At 47.0% G+C, this 20992-nt stretch carries 19 protein-coding genes and 1 other annotated feature; of the genes, 15 read left to right on the top strand and 4 right to left on the bottom strand.

Annotation, left to right across the window (positions count from 1 at the left end; translation table 11 throughout):
* The 3 genes from NST33_RS18890 (at nucleotide 1) to tyrS (ending at nucleotide 2619) form a co-directional block, all read left to right on the top strand.
* A complete protein-coding gene (locus NST33_RS18890; protein WP_339304669.1) occupies nucleotides 1-453 on the top strand; it encodes an Imm63 family immunity protein in 453 nt (150 codons plus the stop codon).
* 10 nt (nucleotides 454-463) lie between these two features.
* On the top strand, nucleotides 464-913 hold the full coding sequence (locus NST33_RS18885) for a DUF4375 domain-containing protein (protein WP_339304667.1): 450 nt from the start codon (nucleotides 464-466) through the stop codon (nucleotides 911-913).
* Nucleotides 914-1012: 99 nt separating this feature from the next.
* Nucleotides 1013-1240, top strand: a binding site (T-box leader).
* A gap of 116 nt (nucleotides 1241-1356) precedes the next feature.
* Nucleotides 1357-2619, top strand: coding sequence for a tyrosine--tRNA ligase (gene tyrS / locus NST33_RS18880; protein WP_036672932.1), 1263 nt, complete (start codon nucleotides 1357-1359; stop codon nucleotides 2617-2619).
* Between the two features lie 156 nt (nucleotides 2620-2775).
* On the opposite strand, the gene NST33_RS18875 is transcribed toward tyrS, so the two are convergent.
* The 4 genes from NST33_RS18875 to NST33_RS18860 all read right to left on the bottom strand — a co-directional run bounded on the left by NST33_RS18875 (nucleotide 2776) and on the right by NST33_RS18860 (nucleotide 4971).
* Complete coding sequence (locus NST33_RS18875) at nucleotides 2776-3054, bottom strand: YxcD family protein (protein ID WP_017687903.1); 279 nt, start codon at nucleotides 3052-3054, stop codon at nucleotides 2776-2778.
* 5 nt (nucleotides 3055-3059) lie between these two features.
* Nucleotides 3060-3557, bottom strand: coding sequence for a hypothetical protein (locus tag NST33_RS18870; protein WP_221821710.1), 498 nt, complete (start codon nucleotides 3555-3557; stop codon nucleotides 3060-3062).
* Between the two features lie 98 nt (nucleotides 3558-3655).
* Complete coding sequence (locus NST33_RS18865; protein ID WP_036613540.1) at nucleotides 3656-4222, bottom strand: PadR family transcriptional regulator; 567 nt, start codon at nucleotides 4220-4222, stop codon at nucleotides 3656-3658.
* 173 nt (nucleotides 4223-4395) lie between these two features.
* On the bottom strand, nucleotides 4396-4971 hold the full coding sequence (locus NST33_RS18860) for a carbonic anhydrase (protein WP_036613541.1): 576 nt from the start codon (nucleotides 4969-4971) through the stop codon (nucleotides 4396-4398).
* 349 nt (nucleotides 4972-5320) lie between these two features.
* Between NST33_RS18860 and NST33_RS18855 the strand changes: the two genes are divergently transcribed.
* The 12 genes from NST33_RS18855 to hfq all read left to right on the top strand — a co-directional run bounded on the left by NST33_RS18855 (nucleotide 5321) and on the right by hfq (nucleotide 20864).
* The gene (locus NST33_RS18855) at nucleotides 5321-6835 is read left to right on the top strand and encodes a carboxypeptidase M32 (protein ID WP_339304664.1); all 1515 of its coding nucleotides are present in this window, start codon (nucleotides 5321-5323) and stop codon (nucleotides 6833-6835) included.
* 159 nt (nucleotides 6836-6994) lie between these two features.
* Entirely contained in the window at nucleotides 6995-7999 is a 1005-nt protein-coding gene (locus NST33_RS18850; protein WP_339304662.1) for an ABC transporter substrate-binding protein, read from the top strand.
* 29 nt (nucleotides 8000-8028) lie between these two features.
* On the top strand, nucleotides 8029-8823 hold the full coding sequence (locus tag NST33_RS18845) for an ABC transporter ATP-binding protein (protein WP_076210074.1): 795 nt from the start codon (nucleotides 8029-8031) through the stop codon (nucleotides 8821-8823).
* Between the two features lie 5 nt (nucleotides 8824-8828).
* A complete protein-coding gene (locus NST33_RS18840) occupies nucleotides 8829-9653 on the top strand; it encodes an ABC transporter permease (protein ID WP_074096946.1) in 825 nt (274 codons plus the stop codon).
* Nucleotides 9654-9999: 346 nt separating this feature from the next.
* A complete protein-coding gene (locus tag NST33_RS18835) occupies nucleotides 10000-10977 on the top strand; it encodes an aromatic acid exporter family protein (RefSeq protein WP_339177189.1) in 978 nt (325 codons plus the stop codon).
* A gap of 75 nt (nucleotides 10978-11052) precedes the next feature.
* A complete protein-coding gene (locus tag NST33_RS18830; RefSeq protein ID WP_017687912.1) occupies nucleotides 11053-11613 on the top strand; it encodes an outer spore coat protein CotE in 561 nt (186 codons plus the stop codon).
* 201 nt (nucleotides 11614-11814) lie between these two features.
* The gene (locus tag NST33_RS18825; protein WP_339177187.1) at nucleotides 11815-13065 is read left to right on the top strand and encodes a hypothetical protein; all 1251 of its coding nucleotides are present in this window, start codon (nucleotides 11815-11817) and stop codon (nucleotides 13063-13065) included.
* Nucleotides 13066-13450: 385 nt separating this feature from the next.
* Nucleotides 13451-16252 carry a DNA mismatch repair protein MutS gene (gene mutS, locus NST33_RS18820; protein ID WP_339304660.1) on the top strand — a complete coding sequence of 934 codons (2802 nt, stop codon included), beginning with the start codon at nucleotides 13451-13453 and terminating at the stop codon, nucleotides 16250-16252.
* A 21-nt stretch (nucleotides 16253-16273) separates the two neighbouring features.
* Nucleotides 16274-18508 carry a DNA mismatch repair endonuclease MutL gene (gene mutL, locus NST33_RS18815; protein ID WP_339304658.1) on the top strand — a complete coding sequence of 745 codons (2235 nt, stop codon included), beginning with the start codon at nucleotides 16274-16276 and terminating at the stop codon, nucleotides 18506-18508.
* A gap of 17 nt (nucleotides 18509-18525) precedes the next feature.
* Nucleotides 18526-19311, top strand: coding sequence for a class I SAM-dependent methyltransferase (locus NST33_RS18810; RefSeq protein ID WP_221821695.1), 786 nt, complete (start codon nucleotides 18526-18528; stop codon nucleotides 19309-19311).
* Nucleotides 19292-20248 (top strand): tRNA (adenosine(37)-N6)-dimethylallyltransferase MiaA, encoded by a 957-nt coding sequence (gene miaA, locus NST33_RS18805; RefSeq protein ID WP_260632777.1) that lies wholly within the window; start codon nucleotides 19292-19294, stop codon nucleotides 20246-20248. Before NST33_RS18810 ends, miaA begins: the two co-directional genes overlap by 20 nt.
* Nucleotides 20249-20621: 373 nt before the next feature.
* Nucleotides 20622-20864, top strand: a complete 243-nt coding sequence (gene hfq, locus NST33_RS18800; RefSeq protein WP_017687918.1) for an RNA chaperone Hfq — start codon at nucleotides 20622-20624, stop codon at nucleotides 20862-20864.
* The last annotated feature ends 128 nt before the right edge of the window (nucleotides 20865-20992 follow it).

Here is a 20992-nt window from a genome sequence, read left to right as displayed (position 1 = left end):
ATGTCCAACATGTTAAGCAAAGAACAATTGGCAGACATCCTTTTACAGCTTTTAGAGCGTACATCGTTCCCTAGGGAACAGATGCAGAACTATGTTAACCGCTTGTTTGAGAGCTTTAAATGGGATGGGGTGCCTTATGTAGAGGCTGAAGAAGATGCGTATATCGTTCGAATATACGAACGTGGTCTCGTTTCATTGGAGAAACGGGTGAAACAGCCGGATGGAGTCATCTATTGGTTGCTGGAAGATATTATTTTCACCGCGACGCATGTAGGGTTGTTGGAAAGACATGGCGTGGATAATAAAGAGACGCATTTGAACTACACAAATGAAGTGATGAAGGACCTGAACAGGGGTGTTCTGGAAGCCTTCCAGCAGATCGGTGATCCGTATTTACATTGGCATCAGACGGGTAAACGACAGGAGTTAGAGAGCATGCATAAAGAAAAGTGAGGTGTGTTACATGAGCGAGCAAGATATTAATGATGTATGGTATGACTTTGCTGTGTTATTTGTCGAAAAAAAGAATGAATCTGAACAGGGCTTGGCATCGTTGACTTCGAACGAGCAGGACATTGCAGCTTTATGGCTGTTAGAGGCGGATGTCTTTAATGGCGGTTTTATACAGTTTTTCTGCAACTGGGGGGAAGAGGTATACCGTTACGCGTTGCGGGCATTACATATCATTGGTGCGACTCAAGTCGTGGAGATTATAACGTCAGCATATGGCTGCATTGAGCACTTGAAAGAGGATGAAAGGCTTACTGAACTATGGGATATACCTAAATTCCTGACAAAGGAACAAGAGCAGCAGTTAGATGCGTTAGATCTGCAGTTTTGGAACAATGAGGATCAGGTCGCGGAGAAAGCGTATGGTTATTATCACGGAAAATTGAACATGATGATTATATAATCTGGTTTCAACTGTGCATCCGTGGTTCAGTTCAAAGATTGTATACTTGGTCTTGCAATGACTGAAACGTTCGGCTATACTTGCTATAAATTGAATACATGAATCACGTTGATAGAGCGCAGTAGCGGCTTTGTCCCTGTTACAGAAAGTCAGGGGTTGATGGAACCTGATACATACAAGGGCTGCGAATTACACTCTGGAGTACTTGGGTAATGCCAAGCGGATGGGCAAACGATATATTGCCAAAAGTGGTATGGATAACGTGTTAAGCTCACGTGTTGTCCATGCAATTTGGGTGGTACCACGGTTATGATAATCGTCCCTGTGTCTAATGAAGACAAGGAGGCGATTTTTTTGTGTCCAAAAAAGCCGTTCCAGCGTGTAATTTCGTATTTTAACGTAGATCATGACTGAATCTTGAGGATAGAAAAGGGGTTATACACATGAATATTATTGATGAACTACAGTGGCGTGACGCCATTAACCAGCAGACAGATGCAGAGGGACTGCGTGAGTTGACCGAAACCAAATCAATCTCATTGTACTGCGGCGTTGACCCTACGGGGGACAGCATGCATATCGGACATCTCATTCCATTCATGATGCTGAAACGTTTTCAACTGGCAGGACACCGTCCAGTCATTCTGATTGGTGGAGCTACAGGAACGATTGGTGATCCAAGTGGTCGGCAGGCTGAGCGTTCTTTGCAAACGATGGAGCAAGTGCAGGAGAATGTGGATGCACTGACAGCGCAGATGAAGAAGTTGTTCGTAACAGACGGTGATAATCAGGTTCGCATGGTGAACAACTACGATTGGACACACAAAATCAATGTGATTGAATTCTTGCGTGACTACGGCAAAAACTTTAACCTTAACACAATGTTGGCTAAGGATGTGGTTGCGAGCAGATTGGAAGGCGGAATCTCGTTCACCGAGTTTTCCTACCAGATCCTTCAATCACTCGACTACCTGCACCTGTTCCAGAACGAAGATGTACAGCTTCAAATCGGTGGTTCGGATCAATGGGGTAACATCACAAGTGGTCTTGATCTGATTCGTAAAAAAGAAGGATCTGAAGCGAAGGCGTACGGTCTGACCATTCCACTCATGCTCAAATCCGACGGTACCAAATTTGGTAAAACAGCTGGCGGCGCAATCTGGCTTGACCCGAACAAAACAACACCATTTGAGTTCTACCAGTTCTGGGCGAATACAGATGACCGTGATGTCATTAAATACTTGAAATACTTTACTTTCCTCAGCAAAGAACAAATCGAAGCTTTGGCTGAAAAGGTAGAGACAGAGCCGCACAGACGTGAAGCACAGAAAGCACTCGCGGAAGAAATGACAAAATTCGTTCACGGCGAAGAAATGCTCGAACAGGCTAAGCGTATTACAGCGGCGCTGTTCAGTGGTGATATCCGTTCCCTGACAGCAGATGAAATCGAGCAGGGTTTCAAGGAAATGCCAACATTCGAAACGGACGGGGAAGCGAAAAATATCGTCGACTGGCTCGTAGATCTGGGGTTGGAGCCATCCAAACGCCAGGCGCGTGAGGATGTCACTAAAGGCGCGATCTCCATGAACGGTGAGAAAATCACGGAGCTTGAATTCACAGTGTCGGCAGAGCATGCCATTGGCGGTAAATTCATCATTATCCGTAAAGGTAAGAAGAACTACAGCCTGGTTAAACTTCAATCGTAGTTTCCAAGAATTAGAACGTAACACAGAGACGTATAGAGACTACAATAGACGCACAAATAGAGCTACAAATACAGAAACAAAAAGACCGCCTTCCATCTCTGTCAGGCGACAGAGGGGAGGCGGCCTTTCGTATATCAGGCCAGTGAGTGACCTATCTTATTGATTAACGATCGCTGTGATTTCTTCATCCAGATCAAGTCGTACATTCTCACGGTACGCCCGGATGTTGTATTCACTGTGCAGGTAACGAAGAATCGCTTCAATCATATTGGACTCCACCAGATATTGACTACGGCCTTGAATCCAAACTTCAGCGGAATAACCTGTATCTTCTTCCCAACTCAGTTCTACATTCACATCGGTTGGACGTACACCTTTACGTTCTGCCATATGAATACAGATTGCATTCACAATTTCATCCATGCTCAGAACCATAGAGATTAGTACCGTCCATTTCTGTTATGGTCATCATCACGATCATTGCGACGGTCATAACGACCATCCGCTGCAGGTTTGCGACGATTGGAGATGGCTCTGAAGAGTGCCATAGCCAGCATAACAATCAACATAATTGCTGCAACGTTCACGAGCAATCCAAGGATGTTACCCAGAGCGCCCATGCCACCGAACAATCCGCCAAACATCATACCAGCAAGACCACCAAGCATCATGCCTTTCATGAATCCGCCGCCACCGCCGAAGAATCCGCCACGGTTCGTTGTAGCTGCTCCATTGCTGGAATTGTTATTCGTATTCGATTTGCTTACATTGCTGTCGGATTTCTTAGGTGTATTGCTATAACTTTTTGTACCGGATTTGAATCCGCCACCGCGTCTTGCATCTGCAGAATCCGGATTCGCTACTCCCACTGTTGCGAACAATAATGTAAAGGCCATAAATACCATCATTAGATGTTTAACTCCGAATTTTTTCTTCATTGTAAAGATCGTAACCCCCCGATTAATTTGTTTGAATCGCCCAAAAATGGACCTTACTCATGTAATACGGTCAACTTGCAGCAACGTTTCAAATTTTATTAAATTTCTGAAACGCTTGGACTTGGGTCTTGAATTGCAGCTTGGCCATCAAGCAATTGGGTAACCCAATGACACCATTCCAGGCCTGTTTGTGCGTGCATCAACCCTTTTTGTACCAGGATGTAGCTTCCAAAGTCTCGGTTGCCTACACGAAGATTATCCTGAGGTATACGTGACTTCAGATCCTCGAAATAACGTATGCGTTCCATAAACCAGCTTTTACGCTCGTTAAGAATGCGTCTCATGCTTCCGTCTTCCGCTATGCCAACACACAAAATACGCAAATTAAATTCATCGCGTGTAACAGGTGCGGTAACAGGAGTAATCATCCATTCCAAGAGCTTTTCAATGCCTTTTTCCGTAACTGCGTACATTTTCTTGTCCGGTTTGTCAGACTGTTGTACCCAGCGGGAGGCCAATAACTCATCGTTTTCCATCTTGGACAGGAGTGGGTAGATCTGGCTGTGTTTCGCCTGCCAATGTGGCTGGATTTTCAGCATCAGATCATAGCCCGATGACTCCTCGCGGGTGAGCAGCCCGAGCAATCCGTAGGAAAGTATGTTCATGCACATGTCTCCTTAATATTAGGGCTAGGTCAGAGAGAACAATCGTTTTTACTTTCTTTGACCGCTTTCATAAAAAGTGTACACTGAAACTGTATGGTTTGACAACCTGACAGAACAACTGCCTTAATTTAGACAAAAAAAGTGCGAACCATAAGGTCCGCACTCCAAACCATTTAGAGAGATGCCTGTTGTCCATACCCCTCAGCGACAAGATCAAGCTCACCTGTGGCAGAATCGATAACCATGCCGTGGACGGGTACATTGGGAGGAAGTAATGGATGCTTTTTGATCACTTCCACAGTATGTTTTACCCCTTCTTCAACGCTGTCAAACCCACGCAACCATTTTTGTAAACGGATGCCCGAATTCTCCAGAGTAGTCATGACTTCTTCCGATACACCACGCTCTACCATATGTCCAATCATGGTCTCAGCGTGAAGGGAAGCCATACCACATTCCGTATGTCCCACTACCAGGACTTCATCTGCACCCAATTCATAGATGGCGACAAGTACACTACGCATTACACTCCCGAAAGGCTGAGAGATAATTGCGCCTGCGTTTTTGATGATTTTCACATCGCCGTTTTTCAAGTTCATAGCCTTGGGCAGCAATTCCACCAGACGTGTATCCATACAAGTGATGATAACCATCTTTTTGGTTGGAAACTTGCCAGCCGTATACTTTTCGTATTCTTTGGTCTCGACAAATGATTTGTTGTAAGTCAAAATCTCTTGAATGTTGTTCATGTCCATTGCCTCCTGTTATCCAATACGACGAGCACGGCCACTTGCATATGATGCAGCTTGTCCTACGCGCCTTTGCTTTAATAGTATTTCACGGTCAGCAGATGGCATTACTCCAACCCTTTAGAGGTTGTTCAAAAAGTCCACTTTTGATTACGAATCATGCCTGAGGGCATCATCAGCATCGAAGTTGAACGCCATTTCTATCTTCTCGGTAATGAAAATCAGACTTTTTGAACACGTATCTTAAGGAGAATAATGCAATTTTCATCTGTTAAAAGTTGATTATACGCAATGCAAAAAGTATCATCAATAGGGTATAACATTTTTTTTGAAGAGGTGAACGATAACAATGGATAAACAAACACAGGAACATTTGGAATCCTTCCGTAATCTGGCTCGTAAAATTAAGAGCTATCATGAAGCCATTGGTTTGCTTCACTGGGATCTGCGCACAGGTGCGCCGAAAAAAGGCGTTCCGACTCGTTCGGAGACGCTGGGTATGTTGTCCACCGAAGCATTCAAGTTGCAAACCTCGGCTGACATGAAGACTTACCTGGATGCATTAACGACTCCAGCGGTATTGGAACAGCTCGAAGATATAGATCGTCGTCTGGTTGAAGATTGCAAGAAAGAATATGATCGCAGTCAATCCGTACCACCGGAAAAAGTACAAGCATATACCGTGCTCACGGCCAAGTCCGAAACCGCATGGGAAGATGCCAAGCATAACAGTGATTTTGCAGGGTTCTCCCCATATCTGACAGATATCGTTAAGCTCAAACAGGAGTTTATTGATTATTGGGGTGTGAAGGATACACGTTATGATACGTTGCTTGATATGTATGAACCGGATCTGACGGTTGAGAAAGTGGACGCTGTGTTCGCTCGCCTCAAAGCACGTTTGGTGCCTCTGCAAGAGAAGATTAATGCTTCAGAAAACAAGCCAAATACAGCGTTCCTGAATCAGTTGTTTGACACCGAACAGCAGGAAAAATTCAGTCTGTTCATCTTGGAACAAATGGGCTATGACTTTGAAGCTGGACGATTGGACGAGAGTGTTCATCCTTTTGCAACGGGCCTTAACCCGGGTGATGTGCGGATCACAACACATTATCTGCAAGATGATGTAGCAAGCGCAGTCTTCAGTTCACTGCATGAGGGCGGACATGCCCTGTACGAGCAAAATATTGATGACAGTCTGGCGGGTACCCTTCTTGCCGAAGGAACGTCCATGGGGATTCATGAGTCCCAGTCCCGTCTTTGGGAAAATATGATTGGTCGCAGCCTACCATTCTGGACACGTTATTACAAAGATTTGCAGCAGCATTTCCCGCAACTGAGCGAGGTTGAACTGGAAGATTTCTATCGTGCAATCAACCGGGTGGAGAGTTCACTCATTCGGATTGAAGCGGATGAACTGACCTATAACCTGCATATTATTATCCGATATGAGATTGAGAAAATGTTATTCAACGATGGTCTGGAAGTGAAAGACCTGCCGGAGACCTGGAATGCAAAATACAAGGAATACCTCGGTATTATGCCAACGAATGATGGAGACGGCGTTCTTCAGGATGTTCACTGGTCTGGTGGTGACTTTGGTTACTTTGCTTCGTATTCTCTGGGTAATATGTATGCAGCTCAAATTCTACATACATTGCGCAAGGAAATGCCGGAATTTGATACCTTCATTGCCGAAGGTAATCTGATTCCAATTAAGGAATGGCTTACAGACAAGATCTATCGGTATGGTAGAAGTCGCACACCTTCCGAATTGATTGTTGCCGTAACGGGTGAAGAATTGAACCCGGATTATCTGGCCGATTATCTGGAAGCCAAATACGCCGAGATTTACAAGCTGTAGGTATCCCATATATACCATATTGAATAACATTTCGAAGAGCTGAAGAGTCGGGCATTATTGCCCGGCTCTTTTTTGCATTTAAGTTCTTAACCTTTTGTTGGGCATCGGCATATCCATAATAGAGAGAAACTGCTGAAACCAGTGAAGGAGGGAAACAACATGAAATACACGCCATGGTTCGTCCGGGGCATCGTTATTCTGCTGATTATCATTGTGGCACTCACCAGCTGTAATAAGGAAGAGAATGAAGCCAAGATTACGATTGGCGAAGTGACTCGTTCGGTATTTTACGCACCGGAGTATGTCGCTGTGGCTCAAGGTTTTTTTGAAGAGCAGGGACTTGAGGTGGATATTCAAACGACTGCTGGTGGTGACAAAACGATGGCGGCATTACTCGCAGGTTCGGTGGATATCGCACTGGTAGGGGCGGAGACGTCCATATATGTCTATCAGCAGGGAGCGGAAGATCCGGTCATTAACTTTGCCCAGCTCACCCAGACGGATGGTACATTTCTGTTCGCTCGTAACACAGAAGATAGCTTCGATTGGGAGCAACTGAGGGATTCCACATTTCTCGGTCAACGCAAAGGCGGCATGCCGCAAATGGCAGGGGAGTTCGCACTGAACAAACATGGCATTGATCCGCAAAGTGATCTGGAGCTGATTCAAAATGTGGACTTTGCCAACATTGCGTCTGCTTTTGCCTCAGGCACGGGTGATTATGTTCAACTGTTTGAACCCCAGGCATCTATCTTTGAACAAGAAGGTCGGGGCAAGGTTGTTGCATCTTTTGGCACAGAAGGTGGTCTTCTGCCTTATACCGTCTTCATGACGAAACAGAGTTATCTTAACGACAATAAGGATATCGTACAGAAGTTTACGAATGGTCTACACAAAGCGCAGGCATGGGTGGATTCCCATACGGCTGAAGAGATCGCTGAAGTCATTTCTCCTTTTTTCAAAGACATCGATCCAGCCATTTTGGTAAGCAGTGTGAACCGTTATAGGGAACAGGGCAGCTATGCAACGGATCCAATCATTGATGAGGAAGAGTGGAACAATCTGCTTGATGTCATGAGTGCCGCCGGAGAGTTGAAAGAACGCGTGGATTTGAATGCCATTGTGGATAATGCCTATGCGGAAGAAGCTACGAAATCAAAGTAATGGGGTATTCAGGAAAGGAAGTGAGCAGAATGCCTGAATCCGAAAGTGTGATCCGACTGGAGGGGATCTCTCAAGTATACGTCAGCGAGCGGGAAGCTTCCTTGGTGATTGAGGACTTGAGTCTGGAGATCCAAAAAGGAGAGTTCGTCAGTCTGGTTGGACCGAGTGGATGCGGTAAAACGACATTGTTGTCGATCATTGCCGGTCTGCTCACACCCACCCGAGGAGAGGTTAAGGTTAAAGGCAAACTTGTTGGCGGCCCCTCAGCACAGATTGGTTATATGCTTCAACAGGACTATCTGTTTCCATGGCGGACCATTCTGGATAATGCTTTGATCGGTCTTGAACTAACAGGCAGACTGGATGAACGGAGCCGTGAGCGTGTACGGGAACTGCTGGTAAGTATGGGGTTGGCCGGAACGGAGAATCAGTACCCTTCAGAGCTTTCAGGAGGCATGAGACAGCGAGTAGCCCTGGTGCGCACGCTGGCAACCGACCCAGGGATTTTATTGTTGGATGAACCATTCTCAGCACTTGATTATCAAACCAAGCTGCAATTGGAGGATCTGGTCTCGGACACGTTAAAACAGTTTGGCAAAACATCCGTTCTCGTCACCCATGATTTGTCTGAAGCCATTGCGGTCAGTGACCGCGTCATTGTGCTTGATCGCAATCCCGGCCGCATCCGTCGTGAGTTTATCATCCCCGATGGAATTCGGAAGGCTCAGCCGTTTCATGCCAGGGAACAAGAAGGATTCAATGCGTTGTTTCAGGCGTTATGGAGTGAACTGGATCAGCCCGGGGGAGGTGAGGAAGACGCGTGAATCCAATGAATCCGAAGCAGGAAAAGCGTGACGAATGGATGGGGCAGCTGCATCGGAATCATATTCAGCAGGTGGCCAGATGGCGACATCAAGTGCTTGCCGTACAATTATCTATGTTAGTATGTATGTTTTTGCTATGGGAAGTGGCAGGCAGACTTCGCTGGATTGATGTACTGTTATTCAGTTATCCGAGTAAGGTTTTTGCCCAGATTGGCAAGGACATCGCTAGTGGCGAGTTGTGGGCACATGTTGGGGTAACCGTAGGGGAAACGGCAGTTGGTTTTTTGCTGGGAACACTGGTGGGAACCTTGCTTGCGGTTTTAATTTGGTGGTCTCCTTTTTTGTCCAAAGTGTTGGACCCCTATATGGTTGTGTTCAACAGTATGCCAAAGGTAGCACTTGGCCCGATCTTTATTGTGATGTTCGGCGCGGGTTTTACAGCCATTGTTATGACCACATTGTCCATCACGGTCATTATCACGACATTGGTCGTGTATAACAGCTTCAATGAAGTGGATCCCAATTATATTAAAGTCATTCGTACGTTTGGTGGAGACCGTTCCGAGATTTTTACGAAAGTTGTATTACCTGCTTCTTTTCCGGCGATTGTATCCACCTTGAAAGTGAACGTTGGCATGGCTTGGGTGGGTGTAATTGTGGGTGAGTTTCTGGTCGCAAAACAAGGGCTCGGTTATCTGATTATCTACGGATTCCAGGTATTCAACTTCACGCTTGTATTATCAAGTCTGTTAATTATTGCTGCTGTTGCAACAGCCATGTACCAACTTGTTGTCTATGCAGAACGCAAAATGCTGGCTGGCCGCAGGTGATTCGTAGTGTTTTACTCGTAATGTGACCGGGTATGATATGTATACAATTTCACAAGGGGTGTCACGTTGCCCGATACCGTAAAATCAAGTACCATATTTAGTATGATTATTCCGCGCAGATCCGGAATGAATGCGATGATTGGAGAAGAGGGCCTTGAGGTTCTGTCGCAACGATCTAACTTGCCAGCGTCCCTCATTCGGGGCGTGTTGCTGTGACCGGCATGCATGCGCATGTCGGTTGATGTCGTCTAGTTTACTTTTGGATGAGACATACTAGTCATGATAATGAAAGAGGCGACGAGCTGGCTAAGAATTTTTTTGCAGCTTAGAGGAGATGGAATATTAAATGGGTTTTAGGGTAATTAAAACTGCAATCGCCGCATTAATGGCTGTATTGATTGCAGACTGGTGTCGCTTGCCGGGACCAACATCAGCGGGATTGCTTGCCATTCTTGGCGTGGATGTAACGAGAAAACGAAGTATTCGCACCATATCGGCGCGGTTCTTTGCTTCCGTAGTTGGACTTTTATTTGCAAGTGTACTTTTTCACTTTCTAGGCTTCCATTATTGGGTGCTGGGGGTATACATATTGATCGCATTCCCGGCTATTGTCCGGGTAGGCTTCAAAGAAGGTATTGTTACAGGTTCTGTTGTGGTGTTTCGGGTGTTCGGCGGCGGGGAGATGGACGTGCATGTCGTCCTTGTACAAATTGCTTTGCTGTTAATTGGCCTTGGTTCCGCAATGGCGGTTAACCTGGCCTATATGCCGGCAGCAGATCCACAGATGCTGCGCATTCGGAAACGAATCGATGAACTCTTCTCGAAGATTTTCAAGGAATTTGCGGCCACGCTGCGTAATCCCAATGAAGCATGGGCGGGGAGAGAGCTGATTGAAGCAGATCAAGCGATTCTGGGCGGTATTGATGCTGCCAAGCGGTCTCTGGAGAATCAGGTGATTCATCCGAATGAGGAATGGAGTGTCTACTTCTATATGCGCAAAACGCAGCTGGACTCCATCCAGCACATGATGCATCTGGTGTCCCAGATCTATCAGAAGATGCCACATGCGGAAATGGTATCGGAGCTGTTCGATCAGCTTAGTCAGGATGTACTTACTGAATCTTACACCGGACGAACTGAAAAACTTCTTGCGGATGTGCAAGAAGAATTCAAACGTATGGAGCTGCCGGATACAAGGGAAGAATTCGAGATTCGTTCTGCAATTCTCCAGCTGTGCCGTGAACTCGCGCTGTATCTGAAAGTCGCGAAGAAGGACAAAGCGCCGTCCCCAATCTCGGACCGGTCCCAATCTACAAACGAATAATAGAAAATAGTTGTCACCCTAGACGAATGCCCTGCATACACTTGTAGTGAATGATTGTATGGAGGAGGTTTAAAGATGTCATTGAGTCATAAACATCAATGTAGAGAGATTATCACGAAGGCGATCTGCGGCAAAGGTCGTAAGTTCTCTACCGTAACACATACCGTGACTCCGCCAAATGGTCCGACAAGTATTTTGGGGGCTTGGATTATCAACCACCAATATGAAGCCGTATCAGCGGGTGACGGAATTGAAGTTATTGGTACTTACGATATCAACATTTGGTATTCCTACGACAAAAATTCTCAGACGGATGTAGCCAAAGAAACGGTCTCGTATGTAGAACATGTGCCTTTGTCCTATCTGGACCCGAAACACCGGACTTCCACAGTAGAGGTATCTGCGGATGCAACGCAGGAACCTAGCTGTGTGGAAGCCACAGTATCAGCAGGTGGAAGCAGTGTAATTATCCGGGTAGAACGGGAATTCGCTGTGGAACTCGTTGCCGAGACTAAAGTTTGTGTGAAGGTCTGCACAGATGGATGCGGTGATTACGAAGACAAGGACTATGACTTTGGCAGTGCCGATGGAGATTATGACGATCTCGATCCCGATCTGCTCGACGATGAGCTGTGAGTTTGACGCCTGTATTTGATAACCTAAGGTATCATATGCGCCAGAAGGCACGGTGAAGAGGGCGTAAGCCCTCTTTCTTCTTAAATATTGAAAAATGGGTGGTAACGAGCCTCGCAATGTGCCTGGAATACCTTTCACGGGAAGGCTCCGCATTGCGGGGTTATTTTTATTTTAGTTGCATGATCCGGGAGGGGGGACGTGATGAATGTGATGGAACAAGCGGAGGAAGCGCTGCGCCGATATGAAAGGATGACTGCCGGAGAACGTGCAGAACGGCTGAAACAGGCAGGCATTGAAGTACTGTCACTGCACGATCGGCGCAAACGTGAACCAGGCTTGCGTGTACGCTATGACGTAGAGATAAGTTGTCTGCAGGCAATCCGGATCAAGCGCAAGGATACTAGTGGCATGGGAGGGGCACAGGAAACTCTGTTGGAGCGTGAAGCGAGTTCAACCTTGTTCAAGCGCATAGAACGACTTGCGATCAAAACGCTGTATACGCTAGGACTGGATCATGGAGCTGTTCGAATGGAATCTTCAGAGAATGGCGGATGTGCAGTGATTTCGATCGACTCGTGTCCCTGGAAAGGGGTGACCAACCTTGCTGCTACCTATAGGGAAAGCTGGAAGCAGCATCAGGAACTGCTGGATGAGGAGGCGAATCACAGACCCACTCCGATACTCGGCATGGACCCGGAGTTTCTTCTGGTGCAGATGCCGGAATCCAAAATCGTACCCGCCTCCAAATTTCTTGAACGTACAGGAATGGCAGGCTGTGATTCCGTGACGATTGGTGGACGGCGCATATATCCGGTTGCCGAACTGAGACCGGCTCCCAGCTCCGAACCACGAGAACTGCTGGCCCATCTGATGAGGGCATTTGCAGCCGCTTCCCGCAGCATCAGTGATCACTCGCTCATCTGGCAGGCAGGAGGGATGCCACAACGGGGGTTACCTTTGGGTGGTCATATTCATTTTAGCGGGGTGAATCTTACCGGGGAACTGCTTCGTGCACTGGACAATTATCTGGCATTGCCACTGGCATTTCTTCAAGACCCCCGTGGATCGGGAAGGCGACCCCGTTATGGAGCACTTGGTGATTTTCGTCTGAAATCCTATGGTGGGTTTGAGTATCGTACGTTACCCAGCTTTCTTGTGTCACCCCTTGTTGCGAAAGGTGTTGTGGCCTTGGCAGGTCTGATCGCGAGCGGGTATACTCAATTACGGCAGCGACCGTTGGCGAAAGCTGAGGTTCATGCCGCTTTTTATGAAGGAAAGCGGGAAATGATTAAGGAACACATCCCAGCCCTCGTAGATGATCTGAAGAAGTTGGATGGATATGCACGTTATGAACGGTATGCGTCTCCGTTAATCCTTCAATTAAAACTGGGAAGAACATGGGATGAGAGCCGCGATATTCGCAAACTCTGGAATATTCGGGCAGGTTCATGAAGTACGGACGTTTTTTTGATATAATAAGAAACAAGTCTTTTTAAGTACGTGTTCAAAAAGAACGGTTTTCAGTACCGAGAAGATGGGATGAAGCTAGAAATGGAGTAGCGGAGCGTAGGAAAACTACGTGAGCAACGGACATTTCGGCTGAATGCCATATTCGACGCTGATGATGCCACTAGGCATTTTTCGTAATCAAAAGCGGACTTTTTGAACAACCTTTATAAGTGATAGCTACGGAAGATATGGAGCAGCAACCCTTGAAGGAAGTGGCGAATAGCCAACACATAAGGCGGAGGCGCAAACACAGTGCCTGACCGTCTTATTGTCCTTCCAGGACGCGTTTCTTCCTGACATTATAGGAACGGGATGGAGGATATTCATCATGGCTCAGTATACGCCAATGATTCAACAATATTTGCAAGTGAAGGCCGAAGCACAGGATGCTTTTCTATTTTTTAGACTGGGTGACTTCTATGAACTGTTCTTTGAGGATGCAATTAATGCTTCCCGTGAACTAGAGATCACGCTGACCGCACGTAACGGAGGCACGGATGATAAAATTCCGATGTGCGGTGTACCTTATCATTCGGCTGACAATTACATACAGCGTCTGATTGAAAAAGGATATAAAGTTGCGATATGTGAACAGATGGAAGATGCAAGTGTAACGAAAGGCATGGTACGACGTGAAATTGTACGTGTGGTTACACCCGGAACGGTGATGGAAGGCAAAACGCTGGGGGATAAGTCCAACAACTACATGGTCTGTCTTACAGGTAATCAAAATACGTTGGCGCTGGCGGCCTGTGATCTGTCAACGGGTGAGTTGTATGTGACATCGGTGCCCTATTCCAAGGAGTGGCTTACAGATGAAATCGGCATCTACGAACCATCGGAGCTGGTAGGGGATGCAGCGCTGCTTGAAACGGTAGAAGCCGAGGCGTCTCCAATCGGTCGCCCTGTGGTCTACACGTCCTGGACAAAGAATAAGGAAGATCTGGTCCGTCAGCAGTTTGGCGAGGCTGTGTGGGCCAGATTAGAGCCTGAACGTCAAGCGTGCATTGCACGTCTTTTCTCCTATCTGAGTGAGACACAGAAACGTTCTCTAGGACAATTAACACAAATCTCAACGTATGAACCAGATCATTATATGATCTTGGACCCGTTTACCCGCCGGAACCTGGAATTGGTGGAAACTGTGCGTGAACGCTCCAAAAAAGGTTCATTACTCTGGTTGCTTGATCGGACCGAGACGTCCATGGGTGCAAGGATGTTGCGTCGCTGGGTCGATAAGCCATTATTGCAAAAAGGGAAGATTAATGAGCGCCTTGAAGCAGTGGATACACTGTACAACCAGTTTATATTGCGTGAGGACCTTCGGGCAGAACTCAAAGACATCTACGATCTGGAACGTTTGGTAGGTCGGATCGCGTTTGGTAATGCCAATGGTCGTGACCTGAATGCGCTCAAGTCATCGCTGGAGAAAATTCCAGGACTTCGTCAACATTGCGCAGGATCATCTTCCGCAACATTGCAGCATATTGCCGAAACGATGGATGATTGCAATGATCTGCGTGAAGCCATCGGGCAAGCTATTGTGGACGAGCCGCCGGTATCGGTAAGGGACGGAGGTCTGATTCGTGAAGGGTACCATGAACGTCTGGATGAATTGCGTGAGGCTTCGGTTAACGGGAAACAGTGGATTGCCGAGCTGGAAGCGAGAGAGCGTGAGGCGACAGGCATTCGATCGCTGAAGATTGGATATAACAAAGTATTTGGTTATTATATCGAGATCACCAAGTCCAATCTGTCCGCGCTGCCAGAGGGACGTTATGAACGTAAACAGACACTTGCCAATGCAGAACGTTACATTACGCCGGAGTTGAAGGAAAAAGAGACGCTGATTCTCGAAGCTCAGGACAAAATGGTTGATATTGAGTATGGGCTGTTCGCAGAGCTGCGCGAGCGGCTGAACAAAGAGATTGCAAGATTGCAGAAGCTGGCCGAACAGGTAGCGGAAATTGATGTGTATCAATCTTTTGCGGTGATTAGTGCTGAGCGAAACTTTGTACGTCCTACGTTGACCGACGGCTATGATCTGGTTGTGGAAGAAGGACGCCATCCGGTCGTTGAGGCGGTCATGCGAGATGGCGCATTTATTGCCAATCACACGGCAATGACCAAGGAAGAGGCACGTATTCTGCTGATTACCGGTCCAAATATGGCTGGTAAGAGTACGTATATGCGACAGGTCGCTTTAATCTCCATTTTGGCGCAAGTGGGTTGTTTTGTACCTGCGGGTCAGGCGGAAGTGCCGATCATGGATCGCATTTTCACACGGATCGGTGCCGCGGATGATCTCATTGGCGGACAAAGCACATTCATGGTGGAGATGGCCGACATTCAGGTCATGACGGACAAAGCCACACCACGCAGTCTGATTATTATCGATGAATTGGGACGTGGGACATCGACCAGCGAAGGTATGGCGATTGCTCAGTCTGTTATTGAATATGTACACGATATTATCGGCTGTAAAGCTCTTGTATCAACTCATTTCCATGAGCTTGCTCATCTGGAGGAGAGTCTGGACAAGCTGGCCAACTACTCGATGGCGGTACAAGAGAGCGGTGACAAAGTTAATTTCCTGCGCAAATTGATTGCCGGGGCAGCCAGCAGCAGTTATGGTATCTATTGTGCACGCCTTGCAGGTCTGCCTGATAGCATTATTGAGCGGGCGAATGGACTATTGCATGGGTTCGAATATGCGGCCGCGCAAGTAGCTGTGGGCAGTGAATATATCGGAAACGAGAAGCAGGAAGCAGGCTTGAAATTAAAAGGTGGAGAATTCCAGCACACGGATTCGGCACCATTGATCCGGGAACACGAGATTGTGGATATTGCAGAGTACACACCTTCTATTGAAGATTCGGCAGGGAAGCAACATGCCAAGAAAGCAAACAGCAAAGCACAGTCCAGCGCAAACCATTCGGATGTGGTTCAACTGTCCATCTTTGGGGATGATGAGCCGAATGTGGCAACGAAACCGGATGTAGTTGCGGTGGATAAACCAGCGCGAGAATTCATCCGTACGATGAAAGATATCGATGTCATGAATATGACGCCTCTTCAGGCGATGCAGATATTGAATGATCTCAAATTGAAGGCACAGCAATTATCCTGAGTATAAGGGAGGGGAAAACCTGTGGCGAAAATACATGTGCTTGATGAACATATTGCCAACCAGATCGCGGCGGGTGAAGTGGTCGAACGGCCTGCTTCAGTTGTCAAAGAGTTACTCGAAAACTCGGTGGATGCAGGCGCCACCAAGATTGAAGTGACGGTGGAAGAGGGCGGACTCCTCAGTATTCGTGTCAAAGACAATGGTACAGGTATTGAGCCAGAGGATATGGAAACAGCCTTTTATCGTCATGCGACCAGCAAAATAGTTCATGGCCGAGATCTGTTCCAGATCACAAGTCTTGGATTCCGTGGAGAAGCCTTGGCGAGTATTGCAGCAGTATCCAAGGTAGAGGTATTATCGGCAAGTGATAATGATGGGCGGGGGCGCCGCATCGTAATTGAAGGCGGGAACCTTGTCTCTCATGAAGATGCAACCTCACCCCAAGGTACAGATTTTGCAGTGAGAGAACTATTTTACAATACGCCAGCCAGACTCAAATATATGAAAACGATTCAGACGGAACTGGGACATATATCAGATGTCCTATACCGGATGGCGATGTCTCATCCAAACATTTCGTTCCGACTGCGCCATAATGAGAATGTGTTGCTTCAGACGTTGGGTAATGGCGATCTGCTGCAAGTGGTTGCAGCGATCTATGGGACAAGTGCTGCGAAAGCGATGCTTCCCATCCAGGGAGAAAGTCTGGATTACCGGGTGAGCGGGCTGATCAGTCTGCCAGAATGGACACGAGCGAACCGTAATGGTATGTCAACGATTGTTAATGGGAGATTTGTTCGCAATTACGGTCTCAATCAGGCGATTCTCAAAGCCTACCATACCTTGCTGCCCATTAATCGCTTCCCGCTTGTTGTGGTGCAACTGGAGATGCACCCATCTCTTGTGGATGTGAATGTGCATCCGGCCAAGTTGGAGGTTCGCTTCAGCAAGGAACCAGAACTGTATGAATTCATAGAGACAACATTACGGGGGATTCTCCGGCAGGAGGTATTGATTCCACAGGTCAAAAAACAGCAGATTCGACGTGGAGACGATAGTTCCTTTATCCAGGAGCAATTCCTCTTTCCACGTGGTCCGCTGAAAGATGCATCTGATGCAGAAGGATATGGTCAACAAGGTCCACTCGGGAAACCTACTGCTGCACCGCTGAAGGTGACTGCCGAAGATGATGATCTGGATTTGGATGCTCCGGCGGATGTGTCCACAGCACAGCAGGTATCTGAACAGGGTCACTCAGTGCCGTTGCCAGAAGCTCCACCTGAGATTACACACCCCCCTGTGCAGTTAGAAAGTTGGAACGGGGATATTTTGCAGAAGATTGCTAGTCATGACGGGGGGCAGACATCCGTTAACGTGCAAGAAGGCACTAAGGATGTAAGTACAAGTACAAGTTCAAATACAAGTTCTACCGAAACTGTTCCCAAATCTGACCTCTCTTCTCAAGATGGTGGGGATCGTGGAGCAACAGAGAAACCGCTGGCTGAAGGCAAACCAGCTACGTATCGCTCCGATTCCGTATATTCACCGGTTAGGGAAGCACGTTCATCGTATAATCCGTCTTCGATTGCCAGAGGTGAACGGACGTGGAAAACTTCAGGTCTGCCTGATGCCACTAAACTTGCTGCTGCCATCAAATCAGATGCATCCATGCCCGCATTTCCGGAGCTGAGTCTGATCGGACAGCATCATGGTACGTATTTGATCGCGCAAAATGACCAAGGCTTATATTTGATTGATCAGCATGCTGCCCATGAACGTGTGAATTATGAGTACTATTACGAGAAGTTTGGCAACCCTGCACAGGCCTCACAAGAGTTACTGCTGCCGATTACGCTGGAGTTCACACCTTCGGAGACGGAAAAGCTGAAAACTAGACTGGCCTGGTTCGAGCAGGCAGGTGTATATTTGGAGCATTTTGGTGGACAGACGTTCCGTGTGCGCTCCCATCCGTTCTGGTTCCCCAAAGGAGACGAGAAAGACATTATTGAAGAAATGTCCGAATGGGTTCTTAGTGAACGCAGCATAGATGTGGCCAAGATGCGAGAAGCTGCATCCATTATGTGCTCCTGCAAGGCGTCCATCAAAGCGAACCAGAAGCTGACGGATCAGGAAGCAGAAGTGTTAATTCAGCGTCTGGGTTCATGTCGTCAGCCCTACACTTGTCCACATGGGCGGCCGATTGTGGTTTCATTTTCAACGTATGATCTGGAAAAATTATTTAAACGAGTGATGTAGTTATTTAGGGGGACATTATGTACATTACAACCGGTGACAAGGAGATTGCCTCTCAGGTGGAGCGTGCGCGTAAGCTCGCCGAAACGACAGGAGGTACCTACGTACCGCGCAATAGAACGTCTTTACCCAAACTGATTGAACATTATGGTATCAACGAAATACTGGTCGTGCTCAATGGCAGAGCACGCTTGTTTCGCAAGGATGCAACGGAGCTTGAGTTTCACCCCAGTATGGGATTTGTTCGTGCTAAACGTGTTCTTAGAGGGGAAGCTGATCCCATGCTGGAAGCTGGTGCGGTACTCGAAGGAGACACCATTGTGGATTGTACCGCTGGACTCGGTTCAGACGCGCTGGTATTTTCGGTTGCGGCTGGGAAGGGTGGACAAGTCATCGCCTGTGAAAGTTCTCAAGCACTCTATACCCTGCTGCTGGAGGGCATGTCCCATTATAAAAGCAACCAGCCCTTGGTGGATGAGGCTTTCCGGCGCATAGATCTGCGGCATGTGGATCATCTTGAGTTACTGCGGTCCATGCCGGATCGAAGCTGTGATACCGTATATTTTGACCCCATGTTCCGGGAACCGATGATGGATTCAAGTGCTATACAGCCCTTACGAGATTATGCAAATGCTCACGCGCTGGATGAACAGAGCATTATGGAAGCAAAACGTGTCGCCCGTAAACGGGTAGTCATGAAAGAAAAGCGCGGCAGCGCGGAGTTTGACAGGCTCGGATTTGAAATACTTGATCGGGCGAATGCAAAAACCCTGTACGGAGTGATTAATGTTGAAAGTGGAAGTTAAACCAAAACCTAAACTACTTGTGCTGGTTGGACCAACAGCAGTAGGCAAAACAAGAATGAGCATCGAGCTTGCCCAAGCTTTCAATTGTGAGATTATCTCAGGCGATTCGATGCAGGTATATCGTGAAATGGATATCGGAACTGCCAAGATTACCTCTGAAGAAATGAAGGGTGTACCTCATCATCTCATTGATATCCATGAACCGGAGTATCCGTATTCTGTGGCCGAGTTTCAGGAGAGTTGTACACGATTGATTAGTGAAATCCATGAACGCGGTAAAATGCCTTTTATTGTAGGTGGCACTGGTCTATATGTGGAATCAGTATGTTACGGCTTCCAATTTTCGGATAGTGGTTCAGATGAAGCGTTCAGAGAGGAACAATTCAGCTATGCGGAGCAACACGGAGCACAGGCCCTACATGATCGATTGAGGGAAGTTGACCCCGTTAGTGCGGATCGTCTGCATCCGAATGACCAGCGGCGAATTGTACGTGCGCTTGAGATCCATCATCTCACAGGCGAGAAGTGGTCTGATCAGCTGGCAGTACAGAAGAAAGAGTCGCCTTATGACCTTCTTATTGTTGGTTTGACAATGGATCGGCAGAAGTTGTACGCCCGGGTAGAAGAGCGGATTGATCTGATGATCGAACAAGGTCTGGTGGATGAAGTGAAGTCCCTGTTGGAACGCGGAGTGGCCAGAGGTCATATTTCCATGCAAGGACTGGGGTATAAGGAGATTGCAGCGTTCCTGCAAGGGGAAGTGAGTTGGGAAGCTGCGGTTGAGTGGTTGAAGAGGGATACACGTCGGTTTGCCAAACGGCAGCTTTCCTGGTTCCGCCATATGAAGGATATTGAATGGGTGGACATGACGGATACCCAGGATTTTGAAGGGAAATACAAGCAGATAAGTGAATTGATTACACGAAAATTTGATTGATTTGAGCGATTATTAGTATTCTTCTGACATGCATCGATTAGATCAAGATATGTAAACCTCTACCTTTTAGTTATCAAAAGGATAGAGGTTTTTACTTATCACTAGAACAGATGGTAGAGATTGAGCATTCGCTAAACAACGCATAAATGTGCTTTAAAATGAAGATTTAGTCCCTCTTTTGCAAAACAGACAAGCGGTGTATAATGGGTAAGTCTTCTATTTTTTCACCTCGCCAAGAATGGGGGTAAAATAGCAGACAAGGGGTTTTTGTGGATTATATGAAACTGTTCATGATATAATAGCACGAAAGCTACTCAGCGATATTGAATATTACTTGAACACGAATTCAAATGAACCAATGGGGGTACGGCTAATGAACAAGTCCATCAACATCCAAGATACGTTCTTGAACCAACTGCGGAAAGAAAATATTCCTGCTACGGTCTATCTGACCAACGGCTTCCAAATCCGCGGGACGATCAAGGCATTTGACAATTTTACGATCGTCATTGACAGCGACGGACGCCAGCAAATGGTCTACAAGCATGCCATCTCCACGTTCACGCCGCAACGCAGCGTATCGCTGATGCAGCAAGATAACAGCGGCGAAGCTTAAAAAAATTACGAAACCTTTTCACCAACCATTTCGTCTACAAGTATAGGTATTGAAACAGAGCAACCTGAATAAAGGGTTGTTCTTTTCATTCCGGGCAAAATATGTTTAATATATGCCTGAGCCTATAG

The organism is Paenibacillus sp. FSL L8-0435 (genome assembly GCF_037965655.1).
Classification (GTDB): Bacteria; Bacillota; Bacilli; order Paenibacillales; family Paenibacillaceae; genus Paenibacillus.
This window is presented reverse-complemented; position numbering and strand designations above follow the sequence as displayed.